Source organism: Streptomyces cynarae, assembly GCF_025642135.1.
In the GTDB taxonomy this organism is placed as follows: domain Bacteria; phylum Actinomycetota; class Actinomycetes; order Streptomycetales; family Streptomycetaceae; genus Streptomyces; species Streptomyces cynarae.
This window is the reverse complement of the sequence record NZ_CP106793.1, coordinates 5,753,221-5,771,539: the sequence shown is the minus strand read 5'-3', so window position 1 is coordinate 5,771,539 and position 18,319 is coordinate 5,753,221. Positions and strand designations below refer to the sequence as shown.

The 18,319-nt window shown below is 69.7% G+C and carries 14 protein-coding genes, 1 pseudogene and 1 riboswitch; of the genes and pseudogenes, 6 read left to right on the top strand and 9 right to left on the bottom strand.

The window, feature by feature from the left end:
- Nucleotides 1–7: 7 nt before the first annotated feature.
- The 3 genes from N8I84_RS26435 to N8I84_RS26425 form a co-directional block, all read right to left on the bottom strand.
- Nucleotides 8–868, bottom strand: a complete 861-nt coding sequence (locus N8I84_RS26435) for a carbohydrate ABC transporter permease (protein WP_390898947.1) — start codon at nucleotides 866–868, stop codon at nucleotides 8–10.
- Nucleotides 869–873: 5 nt separating this feature from the next.
- Complete coding sequence (locus N8I84_RS26430) at nucleotides 874–1,866, bottom strand: carbohydrate ABC transporter permease (protein WP_263231989.1); 993 nt, start codon at nucleotides 1,864–1,866, stop codon at nucleotides 874–876.
- Nucleotides 1,867–2,011: 145 nt separating this feature from the next.
- Complete coding sequence (locus tag N8I84_RS26425) at nucleotides 2,012–3,295, bottom strand: extracellular solute-binding protein (protein ID WP_263231988.1); 1,284 nt, start codon at nucleotides 3,293–3,295, stop codon at nucleotides 2,012–2,014.
- A gap of 423 nt (nucleotides 3,296–3,718) precedes the next feature.
- Between N8I84_RS26425 and N8I84_RS26420 the strand changes: the two genes are divergently transcribed.
- The 6 genes from N8I84_RS26420 to N8I84_RS26395 all read left to right on the top strand — a co-directional run bounded on the left by N8I84_RS26420 (nucleotide 3,719) and on the right by N8I84_RS26395 (nucleotide 10,828).
- Nucleotides 3,719–4,483, top strand: coding sequence for a GntR family transcriptional regulator (locus N8I84_RS26420; RefSeq protein WP_200419239.1), 765 nt, complete (start codon nucleotides 3,719–3,721; stop codon nucleotides 4,481–4,483).
- A 129-nt stretch (nucleotides 4,484–4,612) separates the two neighbouring features.
- Nucleotides 4,613–4,879, top strand: a complete 267-nt coding sequence (locus N8I84_RS26415; RefSeq protein WP_263231987.1) for a DUF3311 domain-containing protein — start codon at nucleotides 4,613–4,615, stop codon at nucleotides 4,877–4,879.
- Entirely contained in the window at nucleotides 4,876–6,504 is a 1,629-nt protein-coding gene (mctP, locus tag N8I84_RS26410) for a monocarboxylate uptake permease MctP (protein WP_263231986.1), read from the top strand. Before N8I84_RS26415 ends, mctP begins: the two co-directional genes overlap by 4 nt.
- Nucleotides 6,505–6,585: 81 nt before the next feature.
- The gene (locus tag N8I84_RS26405) at nucleotides 6,586–7,092 is read left to right on the top strand and encodes a GNAT family N-acetyltransferase (RefSeq protein ID WP_263231985.1); all 507 of its coding nucleotides are present in this window, start codon (nucleotides 6,586–6,588) and stop codon (nucleotides 7,090–7,092) included.
- A gap of 51 nt (nucleotides 7,093–7,143) precedes the next feature.
- A riboswitch (cobalamin riboswitch) is annotated at nucleotides 7,144–7,280 on the top strand.
- A 123-nt stretch (nucleotides 7,281–7,403) separates the two neighbouring features.
- The gene (locus N8I84_RS26400) at nucleotides 7,404–9,797 is read left to right on the top strand and encodes a ribonucleoside-diphosphate reductase subunit alpha (RefSeq protein ID WP_263231984.1); all 2,394 of its coding nucleotides are present in this window, start codon (nucleotides 7,404–7,406) and stop codon (nucleotides 9,795–9,797) included.
- Nucleotides 9,797–10,828 (top strand): ribonucleotide-diphosphate reductase subunit beta, encoded by a 1,032-nt coding sequence (locus N8I84_RS26395; protein ID WP_263231983.1) that lies wholly within the window; start codon nucleotides 9,797–9,799, stop codon nucleotides 10,826–10,828. The genes N8I84_RS26400 and N8I84_RS26395 overlap by 1 nt, the downstream gene beginning before the upstream one ends.
- Before the next feature lie 63 nt (nucleotides 10,829–10,891).
- On the opposite strand, the gene N8I84_RS26390 is transcribed toward N8I84_RS26395, so the two are convergent.
- From N8I84_RS26390 to N8I84_RS26365, 6 genes and pseudogenes are all read right to left on the bottom strand, one after another.
- The gene (locus tag N8I84_RS26390; RefSeq protein WP_263231982.1) at nucleotides 10,892–12,256 is read right to left on the bottom strand and encodes a bifunctional albaflavenone monooxygenase/terpene synthase; all 1,365 of its coding nucleotides are present in this window, start codon (nucleotides 12,254–12,256) and stop codon (nucleotides 10,892–10,894) included.
- Nucleotides 12,253–13,338: an epi-isozizaene synthase gene (gene cyc1 / locus N8I84_RS26385; RefSeq protein ID WP_263231981.1), complete on the bottom strand. Its 1,086-nt coding sequence runs from the start codon at nucleotides 13,336–13,338 to the stop codon at nucleotides 12,253–12,255. Before cyc1 ends, N8I84_RS26390 begins: the two co-directional genes overlap by 4 nt.
- 319 nt (nucleotides 13,339–13,657) lie before the next feature.
- Nucleotides 13,658–14,308, bottom strand: a complete 651-nt coding sequence (gene def, locus N8I84_RS26380) for a peptide deformylase (RefSeq protein ID WP_263231980.1) — start codon at nucleotides 14,306–14,308, stop codon at nucleotides 13,658–13,660.
- 96 nt (nucleotides 14,309–14,404) lie between these two features.
- Nucleotides 14,405–15,385, bottom strand: coding sequence for a tetratricopeptide repeat protein (locus N8I84_RS26375; RefSeq protein WP_263231979.1), 981 nt, complete (start codon nucleotides 15,383–15,385; stop codon nucleotides 14,405–14,407).
- Between the two features lie 140 nt (nucleotides 15,386–15,525).
- Nucleotides 15,526–16,767 (bottom strand): HD-GYP domain-containing protein, encoded by a 1,242-nt coding sequence (locus N8I84_RS26370; RefSeq protein ID WP_263231978.1) that lies wholly within the window; start codon nucleotides 16,765–16,767, stop codon nucleotides 15,526–15,528.
- Nucleotides 16,764–18,181 (bottom strand): annotated as a pseudogene (locus N8I84_RS26365) (HD-GYP domain-containing protein). The gene N8I84_RS26370 and the pseudogene N8I84_RS26365 overlap by 4 nt, the downstream one beginning before the upstream one ends.
- Between the last annotated feature and the right edge of the window lie 138 nt (nucleotides 18,182–18,319).

Sequence of the window (18,319 nt, the reverse complement as noted above, 5' to 3'; positions counted from 1 at the left end):
GGGGGCGTTATCCCTTCACGGCGCCCGCGGTGAGGCCCGCGGCCATCTTGCGCTGGACGAGGAGGAAGAGCACGACGATCGGCACCGCCATCATCGTGGCGCCGGCCATCATCGGGGCGTACTCGGTGCCGTGCTTGGTGGTGAAGTTGCCGAGCCAGACGGTCGCGGTCTGGTTCTCCTGGCTCATCAGCATCAGGGCGTACAGGTACTCGTTCCAGGCCTGGATGAAGCCGTAGACCGAGGTGGCGACCAGACCGGGGGCCAGCAGCGGGAAGACCACGCGCAGGAAGGCCCCGGTGCGCGAGCAGCCGTCCACCATCGCCGCCTCCTCCAGCTCGCGCGGGATGTTGACGATGAAGCCGCGCAGCGTCCACACCGTGAACGGGAGGATGAAGGTCAGGTAGGTGATGATGAGGCCGGACAGCTTGTCGTACTGGCCGAGGTCGTTGAGCAGCAGGAACACCGGAATGATCATGGCGACGAGCGGGACCATCTGGACCGCCAGGATGCCCACGATCACGATCTTCCGGCCGCGGAAGGCGAACCGGGAGATGGCGAGCGCGGCCAGCGTGCCGACGACGATGCCGATCGCGACCACCGAGAGCGACACGATCAGACTGCGGCCGACCGGTCCCCAGAAGTCGGCGATGTCCAGCGCCCGGCGGAAGTTGGCCAGTGTGACGCCCGTGGGCAGCAGGCTCGGGTCCGGATCGATGGCGTCCTTCGCCGGTTTGAACGCCGTGTCGATCATCCAGTAGACGGGGAAGCCCGCGGTGAGGAAGACAAGCAGGCCGAGGAGGTTCCAGCCGAGCTTGGACCTGGTCCGGCGGCGGGCCGGGTCGCGCCCGCTGAGCGTCGTCGCGCTCATGCCGCTCATTCGACTTCTCCGATCTTCAGCATCTGGCGCATGTAGAGGGCGACGACGCCGAGCAGCAACAGCACGGTGATCAGCGCGATCGCGGAGCCCTGGCCGTAGTCGTTGACCACGAACGCCCGGTCGTACGAGTAGGTGGTGAGCAGCTGGAACTCGGCCTCGGGGTGGCCGCCGCGCATCACGAAGACCTGCGGGAAGACGCCCATGTCCCAGATGACGGAGAGGGTCGTGAGCATCACGATGATCGGCTTCAGGATCGGGAGGGTGACATGCCGGAACACGCCCCAGGAGCCCGCGCCGTCGAGCCGGGCCGCCTCCTCCAGCTCCTTCGGCACCTGGGTGAGGCCCGCGCCGAGCGTGATGACGACGAACGGGACGGCGCCCCAGACCACGAGGAGCATGATCACGGCCAGACCCTGCGGTCCGCTCGCGAACCAGTTGTGGCCGATCAGATGCACGCCGGGCAGCTTGCTCAGCAGGGCGTTGAGGATGCCGTAGTCCGAGTCGAAGAGCCACTTGAAGACGGTGGTGGCCACGATGACCGGCATGCCCCAACTGGCCACCAGCACGACGTTGATCAGCGTCTTCATCCAGCCGGAGACCCGCTGGAGCAGCAGCGCGATCAGCATGCCGAGGACCATGGTGAAGATCACCGAGCCGGCCGCGAAGACGATCGTGCGCACGACGACTGCCCAGAACTCGCCGTCCTCAAGCACGTTGGTGAAGTTGGCGAACCCGGCCGACTGGGCCGGCTGGAACCCCCACAACTGCGACTGGCCGAACTTCTGGAAGGACAGGGTCACCAGGCGGACCAGTGGATAGCCCATCACCAGGGCGAGGACCAGCAGACAGGGGGCGAGCAGCGCCCAGGGGACGGCGGCCCCGCCCGGCGCCCGCCCTCTGCGTGGCCTCGCGGCGGCGACGCCCGGTGGTGGAGGCGCCGGCCGCGGCGGCGGCACCTTGGCAGGGGTGGTCGTGTCTGCGGCACTCATCGCGCGCTCCTCAGCGGTCCTTCAGGTCGTACGAAGGCGAAACCCGCACGGTCGCAGGAGGACGGCAGCCCCGCCCCCACGGTCGTACGAGACGCAGGGCCCCTCCCCGAACACCCCCCGGGATCCACGGGGCCCTGCCGTCGGCTCACTTGGTGTTGATGACCTTGTCGATCGCGGCGTCCGCGTCCTTCGCGGCGGCCTCGACCGACTTCTTGCCGGTGCCGATGTCCTGGAGCATCGTCTGCAGGACCTGCGCCTTCTCGACCTGGCCCCAGCCGGGTGCCATGGGGACGAACCAGTTGGACTCGGCAGCGGTGGCCGGTACCGCCGTCGCCGGGTCGTTCTTCAGGGTCGCGAGGTCGGTCTTGTCGTTGGGCAGGTTGCCCTTGGCGATGAGGCCCTTCTGGCCCTGCGATCCGGTGAACGCGTTGATCCACTCGGCGGCCAGTGCCTGCGCCTTGGACTTCACCGGGATCGCCAGGTCGGAACCGCCCAGGAAGACGGGCATGTTCTTGCCGGAGGGACCGGGCATCACGAAGTTCTCGAGGCTGGTCTTCAGCTTGCCGCCGGTCTTGTCGGCCTTCGGGTCGGCCGCGGCCGCGCCCTCCCAGGCGGCGCCGAAGATCATGGCGGACTTGCCCTGGCCGTAGACGATGTACCGGTCGGATTCGTCCTTGGTCTTGTCGCCGTGCATGTACTTGTCGATGACCGTCTTGAACTCGCTGAGGCCCTTGAGGGACTCGGGCGAGGAGAGGTTGGCCTTCCACTGGCCGCCCTCCTGCTTGGCGATGGAGCCGCCGGCGTCGTAGACGAAGGACATGGCCGCGTACCAGTCGCGCGTGGGCTGGTACCAGGCGCTGAACCCGCTGCCCTCCTTCTTCTGGATCTTGTCCAGGTCGGCGGTGAGCTCCTGGTACGTCTTCGGCGGCGTCTTGACGCCGACCGAAGCGGCGATGTCCTTGCGCCAGTTGGCGACGCGGCCGCCGGCGTAGTAGGGGACGCCGTAGGTCTTGCCGTCGTATGTCACGGAGGCCTTGAGGCCGTCCAGCCACTGGGCCGAGTTGTCGAACTTGGCCGCGTCCACGGGGGCGAAGGCGCCCTTGACCATGTAGCCGAGCATCTCGGTGTTGCCCATCTCGACCACGTCGGGCGCCTTGTCGGTGGCGAGGACGGCGTCGAGCTTGGTGTTCTTGTCCGGCCAGCCGTAGTACTCGTGGTTGATCTTCAGGCCCGGGTGCTTCTTCAGCACCGCGTCGTCGGCGGCCTTCACCAGCGCCGGCCAGTTGTTCTGGGCGTCGACCGTCAGCCAGACGGTGAGCTCCTTGGCGTCCGCCCCCGTGCTCGACCCGCCGGACTTCCCGCCCCCGCACGCCGCGATGGAGACCATCATGCCCGCGATACCGATCGCGACTGTCAGTTTGCGCTTCACGCCATCCTCCTCAGGGATGCCACAAACCCCCCTTGTCCCCGCGGCGTGACGACGCGCACCGCCCGTGGGGCCGGGACTGGACCAATGGTGTAGACCAGTAGGGGGGAGCTTGGCTCAGACCAATAGGCGCGTCAAGGGCGTTCGAGCCGCTCAGGGCGTTCGTTATGCGACCTACATATGAAAGGATCTTTAAGTAGGAACCCAGTGAAAACGGGCACCCGGATTCCCGCGGCCGCGACTGGACCAGTTCCAGGATGTGGACTAGACCAGCGAGGGTGCCGACGGTATACAGAGGGGATCCCCGTCCGTGGAACGGGGATCACGGAGCGTGGGGGCCCTGCTCCCCATGACGCCGTGCCACGATGTGAGCCGTGACCGACGGACCGTCGGTCGCTTCGGCATCCGGAGCCGGGAAGGCAGAGCATGAGCACCGACGTCAGCAGTGCGGAGAGCGAGGGCGGGACGACCGTCCGCACCGCGCGCGTGCCCAAGTACTACCGTCTGAAGAAGCATCTGCTCGACATGACGGAGACGCTGGCGCCGGGCACGCCGGTGCCGCCCGAGCGCACGCTGGCCGCGGAGTTCGACACCTCCCGCACGACGGTGCGCCAGGCGTTGCAGGAGCTGGTCGTCGAGGGACGGCTCGAACGCATCCAGGGCAAGGGCACGTTCGTCGCCAAGCCGAAGGTGTCCCAGGCGCTGCAACTGACCTCGTACACGGAGGACATGCGGGCGCAGGGCCTGGAGCCGACCTCCCAGTTGCTGGACATCGGCTACATCACGGCCGACGACACGCTCGCCGGGCTGCTCGACATCTCGCCCGGCGGCCGGGTGCTGCGCATCGAGCGGCTGCGGCTGGCGAGCGGCGAGCCGATGGCCATCGAGACGACCCACCTGTCCGCCAAGCGCTTCCCGGCGCTGCGCCGCTCGCTGGTGAAGTACACCTCCCTCTACACGGCGCTCGCGGAGGTCTACGACGTCCATCTCGCGGAGGCCGAGGAGACCATCGAGACCTCGCTTGCCACCCCGCGTGAGGCGGGTCTGCTCGGTACGGACGTCGGCCTGCCGATGCTGATGCTCTCCCGCCACTCGCTCGACCGCGAGGGCAAGCCGGTGGAGTGGGTGCGGTCCGTCTACCGAGGGGACCGCTACAAGTTCGTGGCCCGGCTGAAGCGGCCTGCGGAGTGAACAAGCAGCGCTTTCCGGACCTGGTCACGACCGATATGCGGACGAGGGCTTCCGCTTTCATGACGGGGTCACCTACATTGCCTGCGCATTACACAGGTGCACAGGTGACCAGTGAGGGGACGGAGCCGCATGTCCGATCAACCAGATGCAGCCAAAGCGGCGGTGGTGACGCCGGTGCGCGTCGTCATCGCCCTCTGCCTTGTAGCACCCTTCGTCGCGATGCTGTGGGTCGGCTCGTACGCCAAGACCGACCCCGCGTTCATCGGCATCCCGTTCTTCTACTGGTACCAGATGCTGTGGGTGCTCATCTCCACGGCGCTGACGATGCTCGCGTACAAGCTGTGGCAGCGTGACCAGCGCGCCCGCGCCGGCCAGAAGGGGGGTGCGTCGCAGTGAAGGACGGTGTGAACGGCGTCGCGCTCGGCGTCTTCGTCTTCTTCTTCCTGGCCGTCACGGTCATGGGCTTCCTGGCGGCGCGCTGGCGCAGGGCCGACAACGAGCACAGCCTCGACGAGTGGGGCCTCGGCGGCCGCTCGTTCGGAACCTGGGTCACCTGGTTCCTTCTCGGCGGCGACCTGTACACCGCGTACACGTTCGTGGCCGTGCCGGCGGCGATCTACGCGGCGGGCGCCTCGGGTTTCTTCGCGGTGCCCTACACCATCCTGGTGTACCCGCTCATCTTCACCTTCCTGCCGCGCCTGTGGTCGGTCTCGCACCGGCACGGGTACGTCACGACCTCGGACTTCGTGCGCGGTCGGTTCGGTTCGAAGGGCCTGTCGCTGGCCGTGGCGCTCACCGGCATCCTGGCGACCATGCCGTACATCGCGCTCCAGCTGGTGGGCATCCAGGCCGTGCTGGACGTGATGGGTGTGGGCGGCGGCGAGAACACCAACTGGTTCGTGAAGGACCTGCCGCTGCTGATCGCCTTCGGCGTGCTGGCCGCGTACACGTACTCGTCGGGCCTCAGGGCGCCCGCCCTGATCGCGTTCGTGAAGGACGCGCTGATCTACATAGTCATCGCGGTGGCGATCATCTACATCCCGATCAAGCTGGGCGGCTTCGACGACGTCTTCGCAAAGGCGGGCCATGCGTTCGCGCAGGCCAACCCGAAGACGGGCAAGCCGCGCGGCGCCCTGGTCCCGGCCGAGGCGACCCAGTGGACGTACGCCACACTGGCGCTGGGCTCGGCGCTGGCGCTGTTCATGTACCCGCACTCGGTCACGGCCACGCTGTCCTCGCGCAGCCGTGAGGTGATCCGCCGCAACACCACGATCCTGCCGCTGTACTCGCTGATGCTGGGACTGCTGGCGCTGCTGGGCTTCATGGCGATCGCCGCGGGTGTGAAGGTCCAGAACGGGCAGCTGGCGATTCCGCAGCTGTTCGAGAACATGTTCCCGGACTGGTTCGCCGGAGTGGCCTTCGCGGCGATCGGCATCGGCGCACTGGTGCCCGCGGCGATCATGTCGATCGCGGCCGCGAACCTCTTCACCCGCAACATCTACAAGGACTTCATCAAGCCGAACGCGACGGCAGCGGAGGAGACCAGGGTCTCCAAGATCGTGTCGCTGCTGGTGAAGGTGGGCGCCCTGGTCTTCGTCCTGACCATGGACAAGACGGTCGCCATCAACTTCCAGCTGCTGGGCGGTATTTGGATCCTGCAGACCTTCCCGGCCCTGGTCGGCGGTCTGTTCACCCGCTGGTTCCACCGCTGGGCGCTGCTGGCCGGCTGGGCGGTCGGCATGGTCTACGGCACGCTGGCGGCGTACGGTGTCGCGTCCCCGACCCAGCCGCACTTCGGCGGCTCCGCCAAGGAGATCCCCGGCATCGGCGAGATCGGCTACATCGGCCTGACGGCGTTCGTGATGAACGTGGTGGTGACGGTGGTGCTGACGTTCGTCCTGAAGGCTCTGAAGGCTCCGGAGGGCATCGACGAGACGAAGCCGGAGGACTACACGGCGGACGCGGGCGACCCCGGGGTGCAGGTGGAGCTGCCGCCGGCCACGGCGGGCACCTCGCACTGAGTCCACGTCGTACGCGGGTCAGCGGGCCGTCGGAGAAAATCCGGCGGCCCGTTGTCGTACCCGTCCGGCACACTCGGCCCCATGGACCTCACCATCCGGCAGGCGACCCCCGACGAATACGACACGCTCGGCGAGATCACCGCGCAGGCCTACCTCCGGGACGGCCTCCTCGACTTCGGCGAGAGCGACGCCTACCTCGACGAACTGAAGGACGTGGCAGGGCGGGCGGCCGCAGCAGAGGTGCTGGCGGCCGTGGCGGACGGGCACGTTCTCGGCGGCGTCACCTTCGTACCGACCGGCGGCCCCATGGCCGACATCGCGGGACCGGGGGAGGCCGAGATACGGATGCTCGCGGTCGCGCACGCCGCCCGCGGCCGGGGCGCGGGAGAGGCTCTCGTCCGGGCCTGTGTCGACCGCGCACGGGCCACGGACGGCTGCGTACGGGTCGTCCTGTCGACCCAGCGCACGATGCGCACCGCCCATCGCATCTATGAACGCCTGGGCTTCGTTCGCACACCCGAGCGGGACTGGAACCCCCTCCCCCAGCTCGACGACATCACTCTCCTCACCTACGAGTTGACGCTCTGAGGCGGTGCGACACAACATCTGGGGGTGGCGCCGCAGCCCGGCACAAGATGTATGCTCATGCTCGCTGTCGCCGCAGGGGAATCCGGTGCGAATCCGGAACTGTCCCGCAACGGTGTACTCGTACACGTATGCCCGCATGCCGTCGTACGAGCGTCAGTCCGAGGACCTGCCGACAGTGCGCCCGGCCGTCCGGTCCGGGTGCCCTGACGTCCGGGCCTCGCGGAATGGGCCGGTGGACGCGACGCCGCGTGCGCTCGTGAGCTGCCCCCTGCCCTCCGCCAGGCCCCGTGCCGAGCGAGGGAGAGCCCCACGTGACCATCGCGCCAGTCGATCCGGCTTCAGCCACGGGCCTGGAATCCGACGGTCCGGGTGCCGCGCTGCTGCGGACCCTGACCGAGCTGACCGCCGACCTTCCCGACGCCGACCCCGGCCGGGTCGCCGCCGCCGCGCTGCGCGGCCGGTCCGCCCGTGCCGACGAGGCCGAGCTGCGCGAACTGGCCACGGAGGCCGCCGCGGGCCTCATCTCCGAGGACCCCGCCTACTCGAAGCTGGCCGCCCGCCTGCTGACCATCGGTATCCGCGCCGAGGCCGCCTCCCAGGGCGTCACGTCGTTCACCGAGTCCATCGCCGTCGGCCACCGGGAAGGACTCATCGCGGACCGCACCGCCACGTTCGTACGCCTGCACGCCGACCGTCTCGACGCCCTGGTGGACGAGCGGGCCGACGACCGCTTCGGCTACTTCGGCCTGCGCACCCTGCACAGCCGCTACCTCCTGCGCCATCCGATCACCCGCAAGGTCGTCGAGACGCCCCAGCACTTCATGCTCCGCGTCGCCTGCGGGCTCGCCGAGGACACTGCGTTCGATCCACAGGCGGGCGGCCGGGCGGTGGACGACGTCGCCGCGCTCTACGGGCTCATGAGCCGGCTCGACTACCTCCCCTCCTCCCCCACCCTCTTCAACTCCGGCACCCGGCACCCCCAGATGTCGTCCTGCTACCTCCTCGACTCCCCGAAGGACGAGCTGGACTCCCTCTACGAGCGCTACCACCAGGTCGCCCGCCTCTCCAAGCACGCCGGCGGGATCGGCATCGCCTTCTCCCGCATCCGCTCCCGCGGCTCCCTGATCCGCGGCACCAACGGGCACTCCAACGGCATCGTCCCGTTCCTGAAGACCCTCGACGCCTCGGTCGCCGCCGTGAACCAGGGCGGCCGGCGCAAGGGTGCCGCCGCCGTCTACCTGGAGACCTGGCACTCCGACATCGAGGAGTTCCTGGAACTGCGGGACAACACCGGCGAGGACGCCCGCCGCACCCACAACCTCAACCTCGCGCACTGGATCCCGGACGAGTTCATGCGCCGGGTCGACGCAGACGAGCAGTGGTCGCTGTTCTCCCCGTCGGACGTGCCCGAGCTGGTCGACCTGTGGGGCGAGGAGTTCGACGCCGCCTACCGCAGGGCCGAGGCGGCAGGCCTCGCCAAGAAGACGATCCCCGCCCGGGACCTGTACGGCCGCATGATGCGGACCCTCGCGCAGACCGGCAACGGCTGGATGACGTTCAAGGACGCCGCCAACCGCACCGCCAACCAGACGGCCGAGCCCGGCCACGTGATCCACTCCTCCAACCTCTGCACGGAGATCCTGGAGGTCACCGACGACGGGGAGACGGCGGTCTGCAACCTCGGCTCGGTCAACCTCGGTGCCTTCGTCGACACCGCGACCGGCGACATCGACTGGGAGCGGCTGGACGAGACGGTCCGCACGGCCGTGACCTTCCTCGACCGCGTCGTGGACATCAACTTCTACCCGACCGGGCAGGCGGGCCGCTCCAACGCCAAGTGGCGCCCGGTCGGCCTCGGCGCGATGGGCCTGCAGGACGTCTTCTTCAAGCTGCGGCTGCCCTTCGACTCCCCGGAGGCGCGGCAGCTGTCCACCCGAATCGCCGAGCGCATCATGCTCGCTGCCTACGAGGCCTCCACCGACCTCGCCGAACGCAACGGCCCGCTGCCGGCCTGGGAGAAGACGCGTACGGCCCGCGGTGTGCTGCACCCGGACCACTACGGCGTCGAGTTCACGTGGCCGGAGCGCTGGGCGGCGCTGCGCGAGCGGATCGCGACGACCGGGATGCGCAACTCGCTGCTGCTGGCCATCGCCCCGACCGCCACCATCGCCTCGATCGCCGGCGTGTACGAGTGCATCGAGCCGCAGGTCTCCAACCTCTTCAAGCGCGAGACACTGTCCGGGGAGTTCCTCCAGGTCAACTCCTACCTGGTGAACGACCTGAAGGAGCTGGGCGTGTGGGACGCCCGGACCCGTGAGGCGCTGCGCGAGTCCAGCGGTTCGGTGCAGGACTTCGCCTGGATCCCGGCCGACGTACGGGCGCTGTACCGCACGGCCTGGGAGATCCCGCAGCGCGGCCTGATCGACATGGCCGCCGCGCGCACCCCGTTCCTGGACCAGGCCCAGTCACTGAACCTGTTCATGGAGACGCCGACCATCGGCAAGCTCTCCTCGATGTACGCGTACGCCTGGAAGCGGGGCCTGAAGACGACGTACTACCTGCGCTCGCGCCCGGCGACCCGTATCGCCCGCGCCGCCCAGGGCCAGGCGCAGACCCAGAAGCCCATCCCCGTCCAGCAGGTCGCCGACCCCGACGCGGTCGCCTGCTCCCTTGAGAACCCCGAGTCCTGCGAGGCCTGCCAGTAATGACCACCCGCCACCCGACCACCACTCGGAACCAGAACCTCCTCGACCCGGGCTTCGAGCTGACCCTGCGCCCCATGCGCTACCCGGACTTCTACGAGCGCTACCGGGACGCCATCAAGAACACCTGGACAGTGGAGGAGGTCGACCTCCACTCGGACGTCGCGGACCTCGCCAAGCTGACCCCGGGCGAGCAGCACCTGATCGGTCGGCTGGTCGCGTTCTTCGCGACGGGCGACTCGATCGTGGCCAACAACCTGGTGCTGACCCTCTACAAGCACATCAACTCCCCCGAGGCGCGGCTCTACCTGAGCCGCCAGCTCTTCGAGGAGGCCGTCCACGTCCAGTTCTACCTGACACTCCTGGACACCTACCTCCCCGACCCGGACGACCGGGCGGCGGCCTTCGCGGCCGTGGAGAACATCCCGTCCATCCGGGAGAAGGCCGAGTTCTGCTTCAAGTGGATGGACTCGGTCGAGAAGATCGAGCGCCTGGAGACGAAGGCGGACCGCCGTCGGTTCCTCCTCAACCTCATCTGCTTCGCCGCGTGCATCGAGGGCCTGTTCTTCTACGGCGCCTTCGCGTACGTCTACTGGTTCCGCAGCCGGGGCCTGCTGCACGGCCTGGCCACCGGCACCAACTGGGTGTTCCGCGACGAGACGATGCACATGTCGTTCGCGTTCGACGTCGTGGACACCGTCCGCAAGGAGGAGCCGGACCTCTTCGACGACGAGCTCCAGCAGCAGGTCACCGACATGCTCCGGGAGGCCGTCGAGGCCGAGCTTCAGTTCGCCCGCGACCTGTGCGGTGACGGCCTGCCGGGCATGAACACCGACTCGATGCGGCAGTACCTGGAGTGCGTCGCCGACCAGCGCCTCACACGCCTCGGGTTCGCCCCGGTGTACGGCTCGGAGAACCCCTTCTCCTTCATGGAGCTGCAGGGCGTCCAGGAGCTGACCAACTTCTTCGAGCGGCGTCCGTCCGCGTACCAGGTCGCGGTGGAGGGCACCGTCGACCTGGACGAGGACTTCTGAACGCCTGCCGACGCGGGTTCAGGCGCCCCGGGGGCCGCCTGAACCCGCGTCCGGTGCGGGTGGTCAGCGGGGCAGGGCCCGCAGCAGCAGTCGGCGCGGGCGGAGCGTGATGCCGATGCGGGGCCCGGGCTCGGACCCGGGTGCCTGTTCGAAGCGGTAGGCGGAGGCCATCGCCGCGGTGAGGAGGGTGAGTTCGGCCATCGAGAAGTGGTCGCCCGGGCACTTGCGGTTGCCGACGCCGAACGGGGTCATCGCGTGCTTGGGGACGTCCTTGGCCCGCCCCGGAAGCCACCGGTCGGGGTCGAACTCCAGATGCCGCCCGTACGAACGTGGATCACGCTGGATCGCGTACGGGCTGTAGACGACGTCGGCCCCGGCCGGAATGCGGTACCCGCCGAGCCGTGTGTCGGCCACCGCCCGCCGCGTCAATATCCATACGGCGGGATGCAAACGCATTGTCTCGACGATGACGTTCGCGGTGTACGTCAGCTTCCGGACGTCCTCGAATGCGACCGGCCGGTCACCCACGACGGTTTTCACCTCGTCGCGGATCTTGTCACCCTGGTCCGGGTGCTCGGTGAGGACCTTCAGGAGCGACATGATCATGGAACCGACGGTTTCGCTTCCGGCGGTGATGATGGCGACGACCTGGTCGTGGATCTCCTGTTCCCCGATGGCCTCGCCATTCTCGTCCTTCGCCTCCAGCAAAGCCGTCAGCAAATCGTCCGGCTTTTGACCGGATGCCCGACGGTCGGCGACGATCTCGTCGACCAGGAGATGCAGATCGGCCAATGCCCGGTTGAATTCGCGGTTGGCCGGAAGCGGCAGGCGATAAAGCGGTCCCAGGGGCAGGACCATGCGCTGGTACATACCGCTGAACAGTGTGGTGAGCGCCGCACAGATCCGCTCCGCCCGGGCGTCCATGTAACTGCCGCGCATCAGGCAGCGGGTGGCGACGCGGACGGCCACGCGGAAGGACTCCGTGGTGGCGTCGAGGGCGGCCCCGGAGCTCCAGCGTTCCACGAGCGCGTGCGCCTCCTCCGCCATGATCGGACCGTAGGCGGGGATCGCCTCGAGTCGGAAGGCGGGCTGGATGGCCCGCCTCTGGCGCCTGTGCAGCGGCCCGTTGCTGGTGGCCACGCCCTGCTTGCCGAGCAGGTCCTCGAGGGACTCCCACAGCGCCCCGCCGATCTGGAAGTCGGTGCTGAGCGCGAGGGCGCCCGCGAGTTCGGGACTGGTGACCGCGTACAGCGTCTTCGGGCCGATCCTCAGCCGTACGACGTCGCCGTCGTCCCGCAGCCGGGTGAGGAATCCGAGCGGGTCGCGGGCCAGTTTCCAGCCGTGTCCGAGACCGGGGACGCCGCCCCCGGCGAGTGGCGGAACAGACGGCTCCATCGGCGCCTGGGTCCTGACCGATTCCAGAGTCATTTCTCACCTGCCGCTTCGTTGTCGACGTACGGGGGTGTCGACCGGTCGTCCCAGCTGTCGACCCGGTACCGGCCGGACTCGTGATGGAACCAGTACACGGTGCTGAACCAGTTCCGCATGTTTGCGACGATCGCCCTGACCGCGATGCCCAGTTCCTTTTCCCGCACCGTTCCGTCCGCGAGGGTGTCGGCGAACCGCAGTGCCTCCTTTTCGGCGGCGACGAAATCGGTGACGCATTGCCCGACCCGCCGCCGTATTTCCGTGACGGCCTCTTCGAGCGTCAGCCCCTCATGATGGATGAGACTGATTCCGAGATTATGGACCTCGTCCCCCGCTATCTCCTTGGGGAGCGAACACAGGTCGTTGTACCAGGCGGCGAACTCCTGGCTCAGCAAGGCCGCCCGCCGGTATGCGGGGTGTTTCCGGACGTGCTCCGGCAATTCGCATTCGGCGCTCAGCTCCAGCAGATCCGTCCAGATCCAGTGCGCGAAGGTGAGCCGGCGGAGCTCGAGGTAGGCGTCCACCGTCGGGACGTGCCCCAGGGTGCGGTTCCGGAACTCCCGGTCGTACGCCTCGATCACCGCGTGGAAGTGCCGGGCGAAGCGCGCGTTCCACGTGGGGCCGAGGAACGAGTACAACCGCAGCACGCTGTCCGCGAACCCGGCGACCAGGGGATCCGGGTGGTGCAGATGGTCCGCGGGAGAGTCCAGGGCCGTGTGCAGTTGCGACCTCAGCCTCCCCCAGGCGGCGGGCCGACGGTGGACGATGTCCCGGTCGTGGCGGTCGTCCCAGACGAAGAACCAGGCGCTGTAGTCGGCTATCGCCTGCAGGACCTCGTCGGGGGCACCGATGTAGTAGCCCGCCATGAGGTCGGTGTAGCACAGTCCGTCGGCATATTCCTCGACCTTGTCCGCCGGCATGAGCCGCTTTTTCAGCAGCCAGGAGCGTGTCTTCTCCTGCAGGCGGGGCCAATACGGGTGCAGTCGACGGGGAAACGCGGCCTCGATCACCGGCAGTCGGAGCGCCGGTGGAACCGCGACCGCGGTCGCCGTCGGTGAAGTGCTGTGTGGGAAAGCTGGCACGAACAAACCCCTCTCAGCGGCCGGTTGGCGCCGCGCCCCCTCCGTCGTGCCGGGCGCACCGCCGTCGCGTTGTCCCGCGCATTCCATTCAGCACTACAACTGACCGGCATGGGAACGGATTTGCTTCACCCACTCCCGTACTGTGCCGAGATTCTCCCCTTGTGTGACTGATTAAGGATCAGTTCATACGTACAAGGGATCGAATGTGCGACGCACACATGAACGCGACACCTACGCGAACGGCGCCGGGCCGGGCGGAGTGCCCGGCCCGGCGCCGTCGACGAGGGAGTGCCGGGGGCGTCCGAGACACCCCCTGGGCTCAGTCGTTGGCCACCACGGGGTAGCGGGGTTCGTTCTCGGCCATCTGCCGCAGGGCGTCCTTGCGCTCGCGCTTGGAGAGCCGGTCGATGTAGAGGTAGCCGTACAGATGGTCCGTCTCGTGCTGCAAACACCGGGCGAAGTAGCCGGTGCCGCGCACCTTGATCGGGTTGCCCTTCTCGTCCTGTCCCGTGACCTCGGCGTAGTCGGGGCGGGCGAGCGGCGCGTAGGCGGTCGGCACGGACAGGCAGCCCTCGTTGCTGTCGTCCAGACGGCGCTTGTCTGCGGGCAGGTCGACGAGCTTGGGGTTGCAGACCACGCCCACGTGGCGCACGCCCTCGTCGTCCTGGCAGTCGTAGACGAAGACCTTCAGATCGACACCGATCTGGTTGGCGGCCAGGCCCACGCCCTCCGCGGTGCGCTGGCTGGCGAACATGTCCGCGACCAGCTGCTCGAGCTCCTCGCCGAACTCGGTGACGTCCTTGCACTCCTTGTGCAGCACCGGGTTGCCGACGACCGTGATCGGCCGCGAGGTGCCACGCTCCCGCCAGGCCGTCTCGCGCTCCTCGCAGTCCTCCGTGTCGACGACGAAGCCCTCGTCGTCCACGGGGAGCACGCCCGCGTGCTGCTGATCGGTGTCCTGCTGCGCCATGACCGACGTACGCCTTCCTGCAACCATGGGAAATCTGCGAGTACAGCCTACGGGGCGTGGTCGGGTGACTTCCCCGGGAGACCGGTGAAGGCCCGGTCAACACACCTCTTCGAGGTCCCGCCAGTCCCGGGAATCGGGACTGTCCGCGACCCACCCGTCCAGCAGCCCCCGAACGAGCGAAGCCGGCGCGGCCACCCCGCACTCCCGCTCGGGCACCCACAGCTGCCCGTCCGTACGGTGCCCCAGCGGCCCCGGGTGGCCGGGCTCGCTGTGGTCGTGCGGGTCGAGGCTCTCGCCGTCACCCTCGTCGGCCGGCATCCGGGACTCGGAGCACGTACGGCACAGCAGCCGCACGGACGAGGACCAGTCCTCCGCGGCGAACCCCGCGTCGGCGGCCAGCTGCTCCAGCGCGTCCCGGTCGGCCTCCGTGGCGGCCTCCAGCAGGACCACCCAGGTGGGCACCGGCGAAGGCGCCCACAGCTCGATCTCGTCGAAGACGGGGTAGGTGTGACCGGCGGCCGTCGTGCGCTCCCCGTGCGGGACCCCGTCGTGCAGCACGACCTCGCCCCAGCGGCGCCCGGAGGACGGCAGCGGGATGGAGAGCACCTCGATACGGGCGGGGTCCAGCCGGCGGCCCCAGACCACCTCTGCCTCGCCCTCCGGCGACAGCCGCACGGCCGCGCTGCCCAGCTCCATCCCGGCGGGTTCCGAGGAGTCCGCTGCGCCCCCCGGCACCTTCAGCCCGTACGCCTGCCAGGCGCGGCGGGCCAGCGGCCAGTCCTGCAGGGCGGTGGCGGCGATGCCCACGTTCCACCAGTCGGGGGCCCCGGTCTCCTTCTCCAGCAACGCCACCGCGCGCAGTCCGGCGGTACGGGCCTGCTCCCAGTCGTGGCGGAACTTGTGCAGCAGCGCCAGGTTGAACCAGGACTCCGAAAGCCAGGGCTCCAGGTCCGCGGCACGGGTCAGCAGCGCTCCCGCGTCCTCGTACCGGCCGTCACCGATCAGGGTGAACGCGCGGTCGGTGGCCTGCCGCCAGGAGGCGGAGGGCCGGTGCCGTCCCTTCCCGAAGATCCTCACGATTCCGCCTGCCAGTCCCTTGCGATTCCCGCCTGCCGGATTCCTGCCGTCTGCGGGGGTCACGGACCGAGCTGTGCCCCCGAACACCCTCTCCTCGCATCCAACCACGTACGGCCGGACGGGCGCTCATTACCGATGGGTTACCCCACCGCTGGGGCCCTCAGACCGTCTCGCTGCAGCACTCGTGCGAGTGATTCCACGACCTCCGGCTGGTAGTCGCGGGCGCAGGCGAGGCGCAGCCGCTCCAGCGCGCTGAGCGGTCCCCCCGGTCCTGTCTCTTCCCTCGCCATCTCCTCGTACGCGTTGACCGCCCGGACGATTCTGGCGCTCACCGGCTGTTCCCGGTAGGGGTCGGCCTGCCGTTCCACGACGACGGCGACCTCGGCGTCCACGCCGGTCTGACGCACCACGGCGCCGCCGAGCAGGGCGATGCGCCGCTGCTCCTCGGCGGGCAGCCGGGCGGTGGCCCCGGCGGGGACGGGATCGACCAGGCTGAGCTGTCCGATGTCGTGCATGAGGGCCGCGTACTCCAGGACGGTCAGTTCGGGCTCGGTGAGGCGCATCTCACGGCCGACGGCCCGGCTGAGCTCGGCCACGCGGCGGGCGTGTCCGGGGGGCGTGTACCCGGCGATCTCGGTGGCACGGGCCAGGGAGGCGATGGTCTGCCGGTAGGTGGTGCGCACGGCCGCGTAGCGCCGGTAGGAGAACTGGGTGAGCAGCAGCGGCAGCGAGAAGACGGGCAGCGCCCAGAGGCCGGCGACCGCGACGGCCAGGGACATCACGGCTCCCGTGGCGCACACCGCGGAGCCGATGCCGCGCCTGCCGAGCAACTCGTCGCGCAGCAGCGGCCCGAACGGCCAGCGGGTCCGGCAGTGCGCGAGCGCGGCGGCCAGCACCGCGTCGCAGAGTGTGGTCAGGACGAGCAGGGCCACGACGATCAGCGCGTACGCGGGTCCGCTCCGGTGATGCGGTCCGCCGTGGTGGTAGAGGGGCTGGAAGCAGGCGGCGGCGAAGCCGACGGTGAGCAGGCGGCGGGTGAGGTGGTCGGTGGTGGGGCGCCCACGGGCCACGTGCGCCACGCAGCCGGCGAGGGAGGCTGCGAGCACCACCGCGACGACCTGGGGCACGCCGTGGTGGGTGGGCCGGTCGGCGGTCCCCCCGAGCAGGGCGTAGGCAAGCGCACCGGCCGCCCCGAGGGGTGCGGGCTCCCGTTCGCCGCTGCCGCTCCACCGGCCGAGCTCGCCGACGCCGATGAGCACCCCGAAGGCGAGGGCGGCACCGGGTTCCTCGAGGCCGTGCCAGAGGGTGTGGGCGAGACAGCCGGCGCCGAGGAGCCCGGCCGCCGCGTGGGCGAGGACGAGGGGCAGGCGGCGGGCGGTCATGCACCGCCCCCACCGGGTCCCCGCTCGGCCGGGCGGCCGGCCAAGGGCAGGGCCGGAGGCGGTACGTTTCCGCGCGCCCGGGCTTCCCTCGCCCCTTCGCGCCGCTCCTCGTCCGCGGCCGCCACCGGGTGCCGGCCTCCCCCGCTTTCGCCTTCGCTCGAGCGGGGGTACCCCCACCGTTCCAGGGCCCGGACAAAGGCCCGCACCATCGCCGGGTCGAACTGCGACCCCGCACACCGCTGGAGTTCGTCCAGGGCCGCGGCGGCGGGGCGGGCCCGCCGGTATGAGCGGGTGGAGGTCATGGCGTCGAAGGCGTCCGCGACGGCGACCACGCGGGCGCACTCGGGGATGCGGTCGCCCGTCAGTCCGTACGGATACCCGCTGCCGTCGAGGCGTTCGTGGTGATGGAGGATCGCGGACCGCGCCTCGTCGAGGAACCCGATGCCGCGGACCATCTCGTGGCCGTACTCCGGGTGCAGCTCGACGATCCGCCGCTCCTCGGGGGTGAGCGGCCCGTCCTTGCGCAGCAGCCGGGTGGGCACGCCGAGTTTGCCCACGTCGTGCAGGATCCCGGCGAACCGCAGCACCTCGACGCGTTCGTCGTCCATGCCGAGTTCGCGGGCGATCATCATCGAGGCCTGTCCGACCCGCTCGCTGTGCCCGCGGGTGTAGCCGTCCTTGATGTCGACCGCCTGGACGAGCGCCCGGATCGTGGCCTGATGGGCCGCCCGCTCGCGGTGGTACTGGGCGAAGACCCAGCAGGAGACGTACATGGGCAGCAGCACGAGCAGAGCCGCGACCGGCCCGTACGTGCTGCGCCACAGCACGGCCATCATGAGCCCGGCCAGGCCGTGCACGGTGACGGGCGCGAGGGAGCGCAGGAACAGCCCGCGCCAGGCGGTGCGCGCTGGTACGCCCTCGGCGAGCGCCAGGATTCCGCCGTCGAGAGCGGTGAGTGCCAGGCAGAACGCCACCACGGCGGCGCCCGCGGGCAGGAGCGCGTACGGGAAGCGGGGGCCGACGACCGCGTCGTGGCCGCCGAGCGACCAGTGCACCCGGGAGGCCGCCCACACGGCCAGGGCGAGTTGCGCGGCCCGCCAGGTCCGGCGCAGCCGGGCCGCCGCCCGTCGACCCGGGCGAGCAGGGCGCCCGGCAGCGGCACGAGTGCGGCGGCCGGGGGCGGCAGCAGGAAGGCGCCGGCGAGCAGCACGGGGAAGAACGTGCCCATGCCGTCGGGTGCGTGGCGGCCCACGAGGGAGCACCGGGGAACCTGCGCGCAGCCGGCGTAGAGCACGGCGAGCAGGGCGACGGCCCACCAGGGGACGGGCAGCTCCGGCACGGGAGCAACGCAGAACAGGGCGGCCAGGGCGGCACAGCTCACGTACACGTAGCCCCAAGGCCGAACCGGTCCCACGACGCCACCTCCCGCCGACCGGCGCCCGGCCCCTGAACCGGGCGGGCCCGGTCATGCCCCATTCAGGCTCGGGAGCCTAGGGGGGCAGGTGGCGCACTGGGGTGGCATTGGCCGAATCCATGGGCTTCCGGCCCATGG

What these genes read in the sequence shown, in the direction of transcription:
- N8I84_RS26435 (WP_390898947.1), bottom strand. Translation starts at nt 868, where the DNA reads ATGAGCGCGACGACGCTCAGCGGGCGCGACCCGGCCCGCCGCCGGACC.
- N8I84_RS26430 (WP_263231989.1), bottom strand. Translation starts at nt 1,866, where the DNA reads ATGAGTGCCGCAGACACGACCACCCCTGCCAAGGTGCCGCCGCCGCGG.
- N8I84_RS26420 (WP_200419239.1), top strand. Translation starts at nt 3,719, where the DNA reads ATGAGCACCGACGTCAGCAGTGCGGAGAGCGAGGGCGGGACGACCGTC.
- N8I84_RS26415 (WP_263231987.1), top strand. Translation starts at nt 4,613, where the DNA reads ATGTCCGATCAACCAGATGCAGCCAAAGCGGCGGTGGTGACGCCGGTG.
- N8I84_RS26405 (WP_263231985.1), top strand. Translation starts at nt 6,586, where the DNA reads ATGGACCTCACCATCCGGCAGGCGACCCCCGACGAATACGACACGCTC.
- N8I84_RS26395 (WP_263231983.1), top strand. Translation starts at nt 9,797, where the DNA reads ATGACCACCCGCCACCCGACCACCACTCGGAACCAGAACCTCCTCGAC.
- N8I84_RS26390 (WP_263231982.1), bottom strand. Translation starts at nt 12,256, where the DNA reads ATGACTCTGGAATCGGTCAGGACCCAGGCGCCGATGGAGCCGTCTGTT.
- def (WP_263231980.1), bottom strand. Translation starts at nt 14,308, where the DNA reads ATGGCGCAGCAGGACACCGATCAGCAGCACGCGGGCGTGCTCCCCGTG.
- N8I84_RS26370 (WP_263231978.1), bottom strand. Translation starts at nt 16,767, where the DNA reads ATGACCGCCCGCCGCCTGCCCCTCGTCCTCGCCCACGCGGCGGCCGGG.